General features: G+C 72.3%; 16 protein-coding genes. 11 read left to right on the forward strand and 5 right to left on the reverse strand.

Going from position 1 to position 13,720, the window contains the following annotated elements; all coding sequences use genetic code 11:
* Window positions 1-176 precede the first annotated feature (176 nt).
* Complete coding sequence (locus H576_RS0106605) at window positions 177-1,430, forward strand: sensor histidine kinase (RefSeq protein WP_051172300.1); 1,254 nt, start codon at window positions 177-179, stop codon at window positions 1,428-1,430.
* Window positions 1,427-2,053 (forward strand): response regulator, encoded by a 627-nt coding sequence (locus tag H576_RS0106610; RefSeq protein WP_029150289.1) that lies wholly within the window; start codon window positions 1,427-1,429, stop codon window positions 2,051-2,053. Before H576_RS0106605 ends, H576_RS0106610 begins: the two co-directional genes overlap by 4 nt.
* Window positions 2,054-2,059: 6 nt before the next feature.
* Here H576_RS0106610 and H576_RS0106615 read toward each other — a convergent pair whose 3' ends face one another.
* A complete protein-coding gene (locus H576_RS0106615; RefSeq protein ID WP_029150290.1) occupies window positions 2,060-2,902 on the reverse strand; it encodes an exodeoxyribonuclease III in 843 nt (280 codons plus the stop codon).
* Between the two features lie 40 nt (window positions 2,903-2,942).
* Between H576_RS0106615 and pyrE the strand changes: the two genes are divergently transcribed.
* Together pyrE and H576_RS0106625 are read left to right on the forward strand one after the other, a co-directional pair.
* A complete protein-coding gene (gene pyrE, locus H576_RS0106620) occupies window positions 2,943-3,518 on the forward strand; it encodes an orotate phosphoribosyltransferase (RefSeq protein ID WP_029150291.1) in 576 nt (191 codons plus the stop codon).
* Window positions 3,519-3,528: 10 nt separating this feature from the next.
* On the forward strand, window positions 3,529-4,431 hold the full coding sequence (locus H576_RS0106625) for an ROK family protein (protein WP_029150292.1): 903 nt from the start codon (window positions 3,529-3,531) through the stop codon (window positions 4,429-4,431).
* Here the strand turns inward: H576_RS0106625 and H576_RS16635 are convergent, their stop codons facing one another.
* Together H576_RS16635 and H576_RS0106635 are read right to left on the reverse strand one after the other, a co-directional pair.
* Window positions 4,432-4,569, reverse strand: coding sequence for a hypothetical protein (locus H576_RS16635; RefSeq protein WP_156888155.1), 138 nt, complete (start codon window positions 4,567-4,569; stop codon window positions 4,432-4,434).
* Window positions 4,569-5,309, reverse strand: a complete 741-nt coding sequence (locus tag H576_RS0106635) for an HAD-IIA family hydrolase (protein ID WP_425411270.1) — start codon at window positions 5,307-5,309, stop codon at window positions 4,569-4,571. The genes H576_RS16635 and H576_RS0106635 overlap by 1 nt, the downstream gene beginning before the upstream one ends.
* Window positions 5,310-5,413: 104 nt before the next feature.
* On the opposite strand from H576_RS0106635, the gene H576_RS0106640 reads away from it, so the two are divergent.
* Together H576_RS0106640 and H576_RS0106645 are read left to right on the forward strand one after the other, a co-directional pair.
* Window positions 5,414-6,400: an SDR family NAD(P)-dependent oxidoreductase gene (locus tag H576_RS0106640; RefSeq protein ID WP_245559130.1), complete on the forward strand. Its 987-nt coding sequence runs from the start codon at window positions 5,414-5,416 to the stop codon at window positions 6,398-6,400.
* 16 nt (window positions 6,401-6,416) lie between these two features.
* A complete protein-coding gene (locus H576_RS0106645) occupies window positions 6,417-7,052 on the forward strand; it encodes a metal-dependent transcriptional regulator (protein WP_029150295.1) in 636 nt (211 codons plus the stop codon).
* Window positions 7,053-7,057: 5 nt separating this feature from the next.
* Here the strand turns inward: H576_RS0106645 and H576_RS0106650 are convergent, their stop codons facing one another.
* Window positions 7,058-8,272, reverse strand: coding sequence for an Nramp family divalent metal transporter (locus tag H576_RS0106650; RefSeq protein ID WP_029150296.1), 1,215 nt, complete (start codon window positions 8,270-8,272; stop codon window positions 7,058-7,060).
* Between the two features lie 63 nt (window positions 8,273-8,335).
* Between H576_RS0106650 and H576_RS0106655 the strand changes: the two genes are divergently transcribed.
* The 4 genes from H576_RS0106655 (at window position 8,336) to H576_RS14640 (ending at window position 10,325) form a co-directional block, all read left to right on the forward strand.
* Window positions 8,336-8,953 (forward strand): TrmH family RNA methyltransferase, encoded by a 618-nt coding sequence (locus tag H576_RS0106655; protein ID WP_029150297.1) that lies wholly within the window; start codon window positions 8,336-8,338, stop codon window positions 8,951-8,953.
* A gap of 26 nt (window positions 8,954-8,979) precedes the next feature.
* Window positions 8,980-9,231 (forward strand): hypothetical protein, encoded by a 252-nt coding sequence (locus H576_RS17115; protein ID WP_036319755.1) that lies wholly within the window; start codon window positions 8,980-8,982, stop codon window positions 9,229-9,231.
* On the forward strand, window positions 9,228-9,614 hold the full coding sequence (locus H576_RS17120) for a type II toxin-antitoxin system VapC family toxin (RefSeq protein ID WP_029150298.1): 387 nt from the start codon (window positions 9,228-9,230) through the stop codon (window positions 9,612-9,614). The genes H576_RS17115 and H576_RS17120 overlap by 4 nt, the downstream gene beginning before the upstream one ends.
* Window positions 9,615-9,725: 111 nt before the next feature.
* Window positions 9,726-10,325, forward strand: a complete 600-nt coding sequence (locus H576_RS14640; protein WP_036319758.1) for a hypothetical protein — start codon at window positions 9,726-9,728, stop codon at window positions 10,323-10,325.
* Here H576_RS14640 and H576_RS0106675 read toward each other — a convergent pair.
* Entirely contained in the window at window positions 10,310-11,626 is a 1,317-nt protein-coding gene (locus H576_RS0106675; protein ID WP_029150299.1) for an MATE family efflux transporter, read from the reverse strand. The two genes, H576_RS14640 and H576_RS0106675, sit on opposite strands and share 16 nt — an antisense overlap.
* 81 nt (window positions 11,627-11,707) lie before the next feature.
* Between H576_RS0106675 and H576_RS0106680 the strand changes: the two genes are divergently transcribed.
* Window positions 11,708-13,672: a M13 family metallopeptidase gene (locus H576_RS0106680; RefSeq protein WP_029150300.1), complete on the forward strand. Its 1,965-nt coding sequence runs from the start codon at window positions 11,708-11,710 to the stop codon at window positions 13,670-13,672.
* Window positions 13,673-13,720 lie beyond the last annotated feature (48 nt).

Consider the following 13,720-nt stretch of genomic DNA (forward strand, 5'->3'; position numbering starts at 1 on the left):
AGCCCCGCCCGCCCCGCCGCCCCCGGCGCAGGACGACGGCGGATTCGGCCGGTGGGGGCCGGGGGCCGGCGTGTCGCGGGGGATCCCGACCTTTCCGCCGTAGTCGTGCCTCGGGAGGGCCGGGTCCGCCGCGCGGGGGAGGCGGCCGGCCGCCGCCTCCCCATAGGTTGGTGGGCATGACGGTGACAGAGGCCGCTCCCCTGCGATACCTGCGCGCGGCGCCGACCCCCCGCCAGCTGCGTGCCGACCTGTGGCTCGCGCTCGCGCTCTTCGCCGCCGCCGTCGTGTGCGCGATCCTGCAGGAGGTCGCGAACTACGGTTTCCGCGACTCCAACCTCGCGGGCATGTTCGTCACGGCGGCCTGCACCGCGCTCCCGCTCGCGCTGCGCCGCCGCGCCCCCATCGTCGTCGCCCTCGTGACGAACATCGCCTACGTCATCGGCGCCGAGCTCGGCGCGGTCGAGCTGTACGTCAGCCAGGTGATGCTGTTCCTCTCGATCTACACGATCGGCGCGTGGGTGACCGACCGGACCCTCGCGATGCGGGTGCGCGTGCTGATCATCGGAGCGATGTTCGTGTGGCTCGCGATCTCGACGTTCCGCAGCGCGACGGAGCCGATCCCCGACGAGTGGGCCGACTTCCCCGGCGCCTTCACCCCCATGCTCGCGACGTGGTTCCTCACCTGGCTCACGAACATGGCGTACTTCGGCGCCGCCTACTATGCGGGGAATCGGGCCTACAGCTCGGCGCTCGACGCGCAGGCGCTCGCGGATCGCACGCGCGAGCTCGAGGGGCAGCAGGAGCTCGCCGCGGCGCAAGCCGTCGCCCTCGACCGCGTGCGGATCGCGCGCGAGCTGCACGACGTCGTCGCCCACCACGTCTCGACGATGGGAGTGCAGGCGGGGGCCGCGCGGGCGGTCGTCGACGCGAACCCCGAGGGCGCGAAGCAGGCGCTCCTCGTCGTCGAGGACTCGGCGCGCGAGGCGATCGGCGAGATGCGGCGCCTGCTCGACACGCTGCGGGCGGGGGACGACGCCGAGGAGCCCCCGTCGACCGTAGGGCTCGAGTCGCTCGATCCGCTTGCGCGGTCGGTCACCGCCGTGGGCGTCCCGACCTCGCTGAGGATCATCGGGGATCCGCGCCCCGTTCCGGCCTTCGCGCAGGTGAACCTCTACCGGATCGCGCAGGAGGCGCTCACGAACGCCCGCCGCCACGGCGGCCCCGACGTCACGGCCGACGTGCGCCTGCGCTATCTCGACGGCGCCGTCGAGCTCGAGGTCGCGAACACGGGCCGCGTCGCTCTCTCCTCGCGCACGGGACTCGGCACGATCGGGATGCGCGAGAGGGCGACCGCGATGGGAGGATCGGTCGAGATCGGGCCGCGCACGCGCGGCGGCTATCTCGTGAGGGTGAGGGTTCCGCTGACATGACGACCGTGCTCCTCGTCGACGACCACGCGACGATGCGCGCCGGCTTCCGGATGATCCTCGAGGCCGCGGGCGTCGAGATCGCGGGGGAGGCCGCGACGGGCCGCGAGGCCGTCGAGCGGGCCGCCGCGCTGCGCCCGGACGTCGTGTTCATGGACGTGCAGATGCCCGACATGGACGGGATCGAGGCCACGCGGCGGATCGTCGCGGCGGGATCCTGCGCGAGCGTCGTGATCGTCACGACCTTCGACCGCGACGACTACCTCTTCGCGGCCCTCGACGCGGGCGCGAGCGGGTTCCTGCTGAAGAACGCGGGGCCCGAGGAGCTCGTCAGCGCGGCGCGGGTCGCGGCGTCGGGAGACGCACTCCTGGCGCCCGAGGTGACGAGGCGCGTGATCGAGCGGAATCATATTCCGCAAGAGGAATCTGACGCGGATCTCACGGAGCGCGAGGCGGAGGTCCTGCGCCTCCTCGCGTCGGCGATGAGCAACGGAGAGATCGCCCGGGAGCTCTTCATCGGCGAGGCGACGGTCAAGACGCACGTCTCGAACATCCTGCAGAAGACGGCCACGCGCGACCGCGTCGCGGCCGTCGTATGGGCGCACCGCCACGGGTTCGCGGCGTAGCGGCGCTCAGCCGAAGATCATCGGCAGGTCGTCGTCCTCGTCGTCCGAGAGGTCGAGGTCGACCATCACGGGCACGTGGTCGCTCGGGTGCTCGCCCTTGCGCTCGTCGCGCTCGATCGACGCGCCCTCGACGGCGTCGGCGAAGGCGCGGGATCCGAGGACGAAGTCGATGCGCAGGCCCTCGTCGCGCGGGAACCGGAGCTGCTTGTAGTCCCAGAAGGTGTACCCCGACGGGACGAGGGGGCGCACGACGTCGCGCAGGCCGCCGTCGAGGAACGCCTGGAACGCGGCGCGCTCGGCGGGGGAGACGTGCGTCGTGACGCCCTCGACGATCGAGGGATCCCCGACGTCCTCGGGCGTCGGCGCGATGTTGAAGTCGCCTGTGAGCGCGAGGGGCAGCTGCGGGTCGGCGGCGAGGGCGTCCTCGACGTACCGGCGCAGCGCCTCGAGGAAGCGCAGCTTGTAGGCGTAGTGCGGATCCTCGAGGCCGCGGCCGTTGGGGACGTAGAGGCTCCAGAGCCGGACGCCCTCGACGAGCGCCGAGATCGCGCGCGCCTCGAGGGGCGCGTCGTCGCCTTCATACCCCTTCTGGAATCCGGGCATTCCCGGGAAGGAATACTCGACGTCCTCCATCGGGAGGCGGCTCGCGATCGCGACCCCGTTCCACTGGTTCAGCCCGTGCGCCTCGACCGTGTAGCCGGCGCGCTCGAACGCCTCGTAGGGGAACTGCATCGGCTTGCACTTGATCTCCTGCATGAGCAGGACGTCGACGTCGGCGCGCTCGAGGAATCCCACGACCCTGTCGACTCGAGCGCGAACGGAGTTGACGTTCCAGGTGGCGATCCGCATGCCGACAAGCCTACGAGCCGCCGTCTCTAGACTGGATCCCATGGCCACCGCATCCACGCCCGCGCTCGAAGCCGACCGTCAGAAGCTCATCCAGCTGATCAGCGACGAGGCGGTGTTCCACGGCGACTTCACGCTGTCGAGCGGCAAGAAGGCCAGCTACTACGTCGACATGCGCAAGCTCACGCTCGATCACCGCGCCGCCCCCGCGATCGGGCGCCTCGTGATCGACCTGATCCGCGACTACGACGTCGACGCGGTCGGCGGCCTGACCCTCGGGGCCGACCCCATCGCGAACGCCGTCATGCACGCGTCGGCGGCGACCGATCACCCCATCGACGCGTTCGTCGTGCGCAAGGAGCCGAAGGACCACGGCCGCGGCCGCCAGATCGAGGGCGCCGAGGTCGCGGGCAAGCGCGTCGTGGTCGTCGAGGACACGTCGACGACGGGCCAGTCTCCGCTGAAGGCCGTCGCGGCCCTGCGCAAGGCGGGCGCCGAGGTCGTCGCGGTCGCGACGATCGTCGACCGCAAGACGGGCGCGCAGGCCGCGATCGAGGCCGAGGGGCTCGAGTGGCGCGCCGCGATCGACCTCGACGACCTGGGCCTCACCGCCCAGTAGCCTTCCGAGCATGACCCACACAGCCCTCGCGATCGACCTCGGCGGCACCAAGATCGAGGCGGGGCTGGTCGACGACCGCGGCGAGGTCGTGGCGGCCTCGCGCAACAGGCGCCCTACGGGCCCTGATGTCACGCCCGACGGCCTCAGCGCCGCGGTCAGCGCCGTCGTCGCGCACGCCCTCGACCACCTGCCGGCCAGCGCCGAGTTCGCGGGCGCGGGGATCGGATCCGCGGGCCCCATCGACCTCGTCGCGGGCACGATCGCGCCCGTCAACATGCCGGGCGTGCACGGCTTCGGCCTCGTGGAGGCGGTGCGCGACGCCGTCATCGCGGGAACGGGCTGGGCCGAGGTCGACGTCTCGATGCGCCACGACGGGGGAGCGCTCGCGCTCGCCGAGGCCTGGCTGGGCGTCGCCGCCGACGCGCGCGCGTCGCTCAGCATGGTCGTCTCGACGGGGATCGGCGCGGGGATCGTCGTGGCGGGCCGCCCGATCGGCGGCGCGACGGGCAACGCGGGGCACCTCGGGCAGACCCATGCCGACGAGCTGACGCTCGAGGAGATCGCGTCGGGCCCGTCGAGCGTCCGCTGGGCGCAGCTCGCCGGCTGGCGGGGGACGACGGGGGAGCAGCTCTCCGAGGACGCGCGCCGCGGCGACCGGATCGCCCGCGACGCCGTCGTCCGCTCGGCCACCGCCGTGGGCCGCGCGCTCGCCGACGCCTCCACGCTGCTCGACCTCGAGGTCGTCGCGATCTCGGGCGGGTTCTCGTTCGTCAGCGACGACTACGTCGACCTCGTGGGCCGCGCGCTCGCCGACTGGGCCGTGCTGCCGTACGCCCGCCGCACGCGCGTCGTCCGCAGCGGGCTCGGCCCCGACGGCCCCCTCGTGGGCGCCGCGAAGCTCGCCCTCGGCTGATCAGCGGCGCGGACCGAATCCGTCGTCGTCGTCACGCCATCCGCCCTTGAAGAGGCGCACGATCGCGCGGATCCCCATCACCAGGGCCGCCGCCGCGCAGAGGGCGGCGACGGGGAGCCAGAGCTCCTGGCCGACCATCAGGACTCGTCGAGCATGTCGGTGACCGAGGCGAGGACCTCGGTCGGCCGGAACGGGTAGCGGTCGATCTCGGCCGGGTCGCTGATCCCCGTCATGACGAGGACGGTGTGCAGACCGGCCTCGATGCCCGCGACGATGTCGGTGTCCATGCGGTCGCCGATCATGCCGGTCTTCTCGCTGTGCGCGCCGATGCGGTTGAGCGCCGAGCGGAACATCATCGGGTTGGGCTTGCCGACGATGTAGGGCTCCTTGCCCGTCGCCTTCGTGATGAGGGCGTTGATCGCGCCCGTCGCCGGCAGGACGCCCTCGGACGACGGGCCCGTCGCGTCGGGGTTCGTGGAGATGAACCGCGCCCCGCCGTTGATGAGCCGGATCGCCTTCGTGATCGCCTCGAACGAGTAGTTGCGCGTCTCGCCGATCACGACGTACTCGGGCGCCGTCTCGGTCATGATGAACCCGGCCTCGTGCATGGCCGTGAGGATCCCCGCCTCGCCGACGACGAAGGCCGTGCCCCCGGGTGACTGCGACTTGAGGAACGCCGCGGTCGCGAGCGCCGAGGTCCAGATGCAGTCCTCGGGCACCTCGATCCCGCTCGCGCGCAGACGCGCCGAGAGGTCGCGCGGGGTGAAGATCGAGTTGTTCGTGAGTACGAGGAACGGCGTGCCGTTCTCGCGCCACTTCGTCAGCAGCTCGGGCGCTCCCGGGATGGCCTTGTTCTCATGGACGAGCACTCCGTCCATGTCGGTCAGCCAGCATTCGATGTCCTTGTGGCTCGTCACGTGGCCAGCGTATGGCACCGCGCGCCGTCATGTGCCCGTCACGAACGGGGCATACGCTCGGCGTCGTGAGCACCAGCGCCCGGGACGGGTGGGATCCGCAGAATCTGCCTCCTCAGGACGGCCGGACCTACCTCGTGACGGGCGCGAACGCGGGCCTCGGATACTTCGCGAGCGAGCAGCTGGCCCGGGCGGGCGCCCACGTGATCCTGAGCGGCCGCCACCCCAACCGCCTCGCCGCGGCGCACGACGCGCTCGAGGCGCGCGTGCCCGGCGCCTCGGTGGAGACGCTCCTGCTCGACGTCTCGAACCCCGGTTCCGTGCGCGCCGCCGCCGCGAGCGTGCGCGGAGGCCTGTTCCAGCGCGGGCGGCTCGACGGCGTCGTCTTCAACGCCGGCATCGTCCACACCCCGCGCCACCGCGAGACGACGCGCGACGGCGCCGAGCTCGTGTTCGCGACGAACGCGCTCGGGCACTTCGTGCTCGGCGCCGAGCTGCTGATCCCGCTCGCGAAGTCGGCGACCCCGCGGTGGACCCCGCGCATGGTGTGGCTCGGCAGCATGTCGACCTGGCTCGGGAAGCATTCCCCGATCGACATACAGCTCGAGAAGCACTACGCGAAGTGGAAGGCCTACGCGCAGTCGAAGGTCGTCGTGCAGGCGCTGGGGCTCGAGGCCGACGCGCGGCTGCGCGACGCGGGCATCAAGGTCGAGAGCGTCGTCGCCCACCCGGGCTACTCGATCGGCGGCCGCACCCCGCGGGTCCAGGGCGTCAACGAGCCGAGCGCCTGGAAGCGGCTGCGCGACGGCGTGCAGGCGCCCATCGCGCAGGGCAAGCAGCAGGGCGCCGCCTCGATCGTGCGCGCGCTCGTGGATCCGGGGATCCGCGGGGGAGAGTACTGGGGGCCGCGGTTCGCGACGCGCGGCGAGCCCGTGCCGCAGCGCCCGTCGCCGACGTCGGCGGATCCCGAGGTGCGCCGGCGGGTGTGGGAGCGGTGCGAGGAGCTCTCGGGCAAGGAGTGGCCCTTCGACCGCGCCGCGCGCGTCGGGCACTGATCCGTACCCTGGGAGCATGCGCACCCATCCGGCGACGGACGACTACCTGAAGACGATCTACGCCCACACCGAGTGGCAGGACGCCGCCATCACGCCGTCGGTTCTCGCGTCGAAGCTCGGCGTCGCGCCGTCGAGCGTGACCGAGATGGTGAAGAAGCTCGCGGCGCAGGCCCTTGTGTCGCACGAGCCGTATCGCGCCGTGACCCTGACCGACGAGGGGCTCGCCCGCGCCGTCGTCATGACGCGCAGGCATCGCCTCATCGAGACCTGGCTTGTCGACGAGTTCGGATACGGGTGGGACGAGGTGCACGACGAGGCCGAGGTGCTCGAGCACGCCGTGAGCGACCGCCTGCTCGACGGCATCGACGAGAAGCTCGGCTTCCCGCGCTTCGACCCGCACGGCGACGCGATCCCGCGGCCGGACGGATCCGTCGACCGCGAGCCCTTCGTGCAGCTGGCCGACGCCGCCGAGGGTCACGAGGGTCGCGTGCTGCGGGTGCTCGACCGCGACCCGGCGCTGCTGCGCGAGATCACGCTCGCGGGCATCGACGTCGGCACGTCCGTGACGGTCCGCGCGGGCGGCGTCGAGGTCGGGGGATCCCTCGTCGCCCTGCCCGCGGGCGCGCCCGACGCGATCTGGCTCAGCGCGTAGGGCGCCTACCCGCCGAGCGTCATCACGAGGAGGACGACGTTGAGCGCGATGAGGAACGCGCTCGCCGCGGCCCCGAGCGCCGTCGTCCACCAGCGGTTGCGCAGCGACCCGAGCGTGCGCCGCTGCGCCGTGAACCACACGAGCGGCACGAGGGCGAAGGGGATCCCGAACGACAGGACGACCTGGCTGAGGACGAGCGCCCGCGTGGGGTCGACGCCGGCCGCGAGGATCGCGAGCGCGGGCACGATCGTCACGAGCCGTCGCGCGAGGAGCGGGACGCGGATCCGGAGCAGCCCGCTCATGATCTCGGATCCCGCGTAGGCGCCGACCGACGTCGAGGCGAGGCCAGAGGCCAGGAGCCCCACGGCGAAGAGCGTCGCGACGATCGCGCCGAGGCTGTCGCGGAGGGCCGCGTACGCGCCCTCGAGGCTGTCGGTCCCCGGCACGCCGGGCAGGTTGGCGGCGCCGAGCAGGAGGATCGCGAGGTTGACGGTCCCGGCGATCGCGAGGGCGATCGTGACGTCCCACCGCGTCGCCCGCATGACGCGGGGGAGGGGCACGCCGTCGAAGCGGTCGCGCGTCAGGGCGCTGTGCGCGTAGATCGCGTGCGGCATGACGGTCGCGCCGAGGATCGACGCCGCGAGGAGCACCGACTCGGATCCCGCGAAGCGCGGCACGAGCCCCTCGGCGACGGCCGCTTCCGACGGCGGCCCGACGAAGACCCCCGCGACGAAGCCGATCGCGATGACGGCCATGAGGGCGACGATCACGCCCTCGAACGGCCGCGCCCCGCCGCGCGACTGCACCGCGAGGAGCGCCATCGACACCGCGCCGGTCACGACGCCTCCCCACACGAGCGGCACGTCGAACAGGATCCACAGGGCCACGGCCCCGCCGATGACCTCGGCGACGTCGGTCGCCATCGCGACGAGCTCGGCCTGCAGCCAGAACAGGCGGCGGCTCCAGGGGGATCGGATCCGCTCGCCGAGCGTCTGCGCGAGGCTCCGGCCCGAGACGACGCCGAGCTTCGCCGAGAGGTACTGGATGAGCCAGGCCATCGCGTTGCCGAGCACCACGACCCACACGAGCAGGTACCCGAACTCCGCGCCGGCCGACATGTTCGTCGCGACGTTTCCGGGGTCGAGGTAGGCGACGCCCGCGACGAGCGCCGGCCCGATGAGCCATCCGCGGCGGGCAGTTTTCGGTGCGCCGAAAGTCATGGATCCATCGTGCCACGGAATCTTTCGGTACACCTAAAAATCTCGCAGGGCGAGAATGGATCCGTGAGCGAGCACCCCGAGGCATCCACGCACGGCGTCGGCCCCTGGGAGGGCGAGCCGCCGGCAGGCGATCAGTACGACTCCGAGCTGCTCGCGGCTGGCGACAGCCGCAACGTGATCGACCGGTACCGCTACTGGACGATGGAGGCGATCGTCGCCGACCTCGACACGAAGCGGCACCCGTTCCACGTCGCGATCGAGAATTGGCAGCACGACATGAACATCGGCTCGATCGTGCGCAGCGCCAACGCGTTCCTCGCCGACACCGTGCACATCATCGGCCGCAAGCGGTGGAACCGCCGCGGCGCGATGGTCACCGACCGCTACCAGCACGTCGTGCACCACCCGACGGTCGCGGACTTCGCGGCCTGGGCGGCCGGGGAGGGGATCCCCATCGTCGCCGTCGACAACGTCGGCGACGCCGTGCCCGTCGACCGGGCGGAACTGCCCGAGCGGTGCGTGTTCCTCTTCGGCCAGGAGGGCCCGGGCCTCACCGACGAGGCGCTCGCCGCGGCGCAGGGCCACATCGAGATCACGCAGTACGGATCCACCCGCTCGATCAATGCGTCGGCCGCCGGCGCGATCGTCATGTACGAGTGGGCCCGCCGCTTCGCCCGATGATGTAGCACGCGTGCTACTCTCGCGGCATGGAGACCATCACGCAGCGGGAGATGCGGAACAACAGCGGCGACGTGCTGCGGCGTGCGGCGGCGGGGGAGCGGTTCCGCGTCGGCGACGCGGTGATCGGGCCGGCGGGAGCCGGCGGCGTCGACGGGCTCATCGCGGGGGGCGGGGCACGGGGTCCGGTCGGCACCCGCGATGCCGTCCTAGGGATCCCCGCTGCCGAGTCGCCGATGTCGAGCGCAGAGATCGTCGCCGACGCCCGGGGCGAGTGGTGACCACCGCGTACGTCGACACCTCCGCCGCGATGAAGCTGCTCGTCGCCGAGCGCGAGACCGCGGCGATGCGCGACTGGTGGGCCTCGAGCGCGTCGGCGCTCGCCGCGTCCTGGCTGCTGCACACCGAGCTGCACTGTGCGTCGGGGCGGCGCCCCGAGACCGTGCGGATCGATGCCGTTTCGGCCGTCCTCGACGCGATGACGCTCGTCGACATCACCCGCGGCGACCTTCTCGCCGCCGGAACCCATAAGCCGCTGCGCTCCAACGATGCGATCCACCTCGCGACGGCGCTGAGGATCGGCTCCGACGAGGTCGTCACCTACGACGACGAGCTCGCGGACGCTGCCCGCCGGGCGGGCCTTCGCGTCGTCGCGCCCGCATAAGTACGGCAGAACTCGTCGGTCGTGCCCGGATCCCCGGCGTTTTGCCCCGGACCGGCGGAAATCGCCGTCGTCGTGCACCGGGGGCCCAGCCGAGTTCGCGAGAATGGGCGGATGCCCGACCAACCCCGCGCCCGCGTGATCCTCATCGGCGGCGCCAGCGGATCCGGGAAGTCGCGGCTCGCCGAGCAGTCGGGGCTGCCGCTCCTGCGGCTCGACGACTTCTACCGCGAGCACGACGACCCCGAGCTGCCGCGCCTCGCGTCGGGCGAGGTCGACTGGGACGACGCGCGCTCGTGGCACCTGCCGAACGCGGTCGACGCTCTCGAGCGGCTCGCCCGCGAGGGATCGACCGAGGTCCCCGACTACGACATCTCGACCTCGAGCATCGTCGGATCGCGCACCCTGTCGCTCGGCGACCACCGATGCTTCGTCGCGGAGGGGATCTTCGTGGCCGACGTCGTCGCCGAGGCCCGGCGCCGAGGGATCCTCGAGGACGCGCTCTGCGTCAGGCGCAGTCGCTGGGTGACGATGGGCCTGCGGTTCCTGCGCGACGTGCGCGAGGCGCGCAAGCCGATCCCCGTGCTGCTGCGCCGCGGCCTGCGCCTCGCCCGCCGGGAGCCCGGGATCATCCGGGCGCTCGTCGAGGCGGGCTTCCGGCCGCTCTCGGTCCGCCGGATCCGCGCCCTTCTCGCCGCTCAGGCCCCCGCCTGAAGCCACCTCTCCCCGCGCACGCGGCGCGAGAGGGTCAGCCAGCGCATGCCCATGAGCACGACGTAGAAGCACGCCGCGACCCAGAACAGGCCCCAGGATCCGTGGGGTCGCGCCATGAGCACGACGAGAACGGCCGCGAGGAACGGCGCGAGGTTCACGAGGCCCGCGAGCGCGAGGTAGCGCGAGTCGTTCGCGCCCATTAGGACGCCGTCGAGCACGTACACCGCGCCGGCGAGCGGCTGCGCCGCGCCCATGAGCACGAGCGCGGGCAGGATCAGCCACGACATGCGCCAGGATCCCGTGAACGCGAGCCCGATGACGGGGGAGAGGGCCGCGATCAGCACCGCGAGGATCGCGCCGAACGCCGTCCCCCACGCGAGGGTCCGCCGCAGGACCCCGCGCACGCCGTCGACGTCGCCTGCGCCGAGCTGCTTCCCGATGAGCGCCTGGGCGGCGATCGCGAGCGCGTCCATCGCGAAGGCCGCGAAGGTCGCGATCGTGTAGACGACCTGCCACCCGGCGAGCTCGTCGGTGCCGAGGGTCGTCGCGGCCGCGACCGTCACGAGGAGCCCGATCCGGAGCGCGACCGTGCGGAGGAAGAGCCACCCGCCCGTCGCCGCGGTTCCGCGCACACCGGCGCGGGACGGCGACGCGTCGGCTCCGTGGCGCCGCGCCAGCCGGGCGACGATCGCGGCGTACGCGGCGACCATCGCCCACTGCGCCGCGACGGTTCCCGCGGCGGATCCGGCGATCCCCCAGCCGAGGCCGTAGATGAGGAGCGCGTTGAGCACGGCGTTGAGGGCGAAGCCCGCGCCCGCGATCCACAGCGGCGCGACGGTGTCCTGCAGGCCGCGCAGCAGCCCCGTCGCGGCGAAGGCGACGAGCATCGCGGGGATCCCCCACATGCTGAGCGACAGGTAGGCGTCTGCCTGCTCGGCGACCTCGGGCGACGGGCCGAAGAGCGAGACCGCCCAGGGCGAGAGGAACGACCCCGCGACGGCCAGGATCGCGCCCATCCCGAGGGCGAGCCACATGCCGTCGATCCCCCGCGACACCGCCGCGGACGTGTCGCCGGATCCGTAGAGCCGCGCGACGGCGGGCGTCGTCGAGTAGGCGAGGAACACCATGAGCCCGACGATCGTCTGCAGCACGCTCGACGCGATGCCGAGCCCCGCGAGCTCGTCGACGCCGAGGCGGCCCACCATGATCGAGTCGACGGTGAGGAAGAGGGGCTCGGCGATGAGCGCTCCGAGCGCGGGGACCGCGAGCCGCAGGATCTCGCGATTCAGGCCGACCGTCACCCGTCCAGCGTATGCGGCGGCCGCGGAGGGCGCCGCGGGCCCGTCGGCCCGCCCCGAAAAGCGCGCCCCTACGATGGCCGTATGACCCTTCCCGCTGGACTCGCGACCGACGAATTCTCCGACACCATCCGCCCGCAGGACGACCTGTTCCGGTATGTGAACGGATCGTGGCTCGAGCGCACCGAGATCCCCTCCGACAAGGCGCGCTGGGGCGCCTTCCACGAGCTGGCCGACCAGGCCGAGAAGCACGTGCGGGCGATCATCGAGGAGGCGCAGGGCGCCGAGCCCGGCACGGAAGCCCGCAGGATCGGCGACGTCTTCACGAGCTTCATGGACACCGAGCGGATCGCCGAGCTCGGGCTCGAGCCGATCCGGGGCCGCCTCGCGCAGGTCGCCGCGATCGACTCGATCCCCGCGTTCCTCCGCACCGTCAGCGCCCTCGACCGCCAGGGCGTGACGAACGTCCTCGGGATCTATGTCGAGCCGGATCCGGGCGACCCCGAGCGCTACATCCCCTTCGTGAACCAGGCGGGCATCTCGCTTCCCGACGAGCAGTACTACCGCGAGGAGCAGTTCGCCGAGATCCGCGACGCGTTCCGCGCCCACGTCGTGCGGCTCCTGACGCTCGCGGAGATCCCCGAGCCCGAGGCCGCCATGGAGCGCCTCTTCGCGCTCGAGACCGAGGTCGCGAGCCACCACTGGGACAACGTCCGCACCCGCGACGCCGTCGCGGGCTACAACCTCACGGCGTGGGCCGACGTCGAGAAGGCCGTCGGCGTCGACCTGACCCCGTGGCTCGAGGGCCTCCTGGGCGAGCGGATCCCCGCGAGCGCCTTCGCCGAGGTCAACGTCGCGCAGCCGTCGTTCCTCGAGGGCCTCGGCTCCCTCCTCACGGAGGAGCGCCTGGACGACTGGAAGGCGTGGCTCACGTGGAAGGTCGTGCGCTCGGCTGCGCCCTACCTGACCGACGACATCGTCGACGAGAACTTCTCGTTCGTCGGCACGACCCTGCAGGGCGTGCCTGAGATCCGCGAGCGCTGGAAGCGCGGCGTCAGCATCACCGAGGGCGCGCTGGGCGACGCCGTCGGGCGCATCTACGTCGAGCGCCACTTCCCGCTGCAGGCGAAGGAGGCGATGGACGACCTCGTCGCGAACGTCGTCGAGGCGTACCGCCAGTCGATCGCGACGCTCGAGTGGATGGGCGAGGAGACCCGCCGCCGCGCCCTCGAGAAGCTCGACCGGTTCACGCCCAAGGTCGGGTACCCGGCCACGTGGATCGACTACACGGCGCTCGAGACCGACCCCGCCGACCTGCTCGGCAACGTCGCCCGCGCGAGCGAGTTCGAGCACTTCCGCCAGCTGTCGAAGCTCGGCGGCCCGATCGACCGCGACGAGTGGCTCATGACCCCGCAGACGGTCAACGCGTACTACCACCCGCTCATGAACGAGATCGTCTTCCCGGCGGCGATCCTCCAGTACCCCTTCTTCGACGCCGAGCGCGACGTCGCAGCCAACTACGGCGGGATCGGCGGCGTCATCGGCCACGAGATCGGCCACGGCTTCGACGACCAGGGCTCGCAGTACGACGGGACGGGCGCGCTCGACAACTGGTGGACCGACGAGGACCGCGCGGCGTTCGAGGAGCGCACGAAGAACCTCATCGCGCAGTACGACGCCCTCACCCCCGTGGGCATCGACGAGTCGCACAAGGTCAACGGATCCCTGACGATCGGCGAGAACATCGGCGACCTCGGCGGGCTCGGCATCGCGCTGCGCGCCTACGAGCTGTCGCTCGGCGGCGAACCCGCCCCCGTGATCGACGGCCTCACGGCCGCCCAGCGGATCTTCCTGTCGTGGGCCCAGGTCTGGCAGCAGAAGGGGCGCGACGCCGAGACCATCCGGCTCATGGCGATCGACCCGCACTCGCCCAACGAGTTCCGCTGCAACCAGATCGTGCGCAACGTCGACGCGTTCTACGAGGCCTTCGGGGTCACGGAGGGCGACGCCCTGTGGCTCGCCCCCGAGGAGCGCGTGACGATCTGGTGATCGGCGCCCGCGGCGGCCCCGGATCCCGGCCGCCGCGGGCCGCGCGCT

Origin of the sequence: Microbacterium indicum DSM 19969, from assembly GCF_000422385.1 — a bacterium.
In the GTDB taxonomy this organism is placed as follows: domain Bacteria; phylum Actinomycetota; class Actinomycetes; order Actinomycetales; family Microbacteriaceae; genus Microbacterium; species Microbacterium indicum.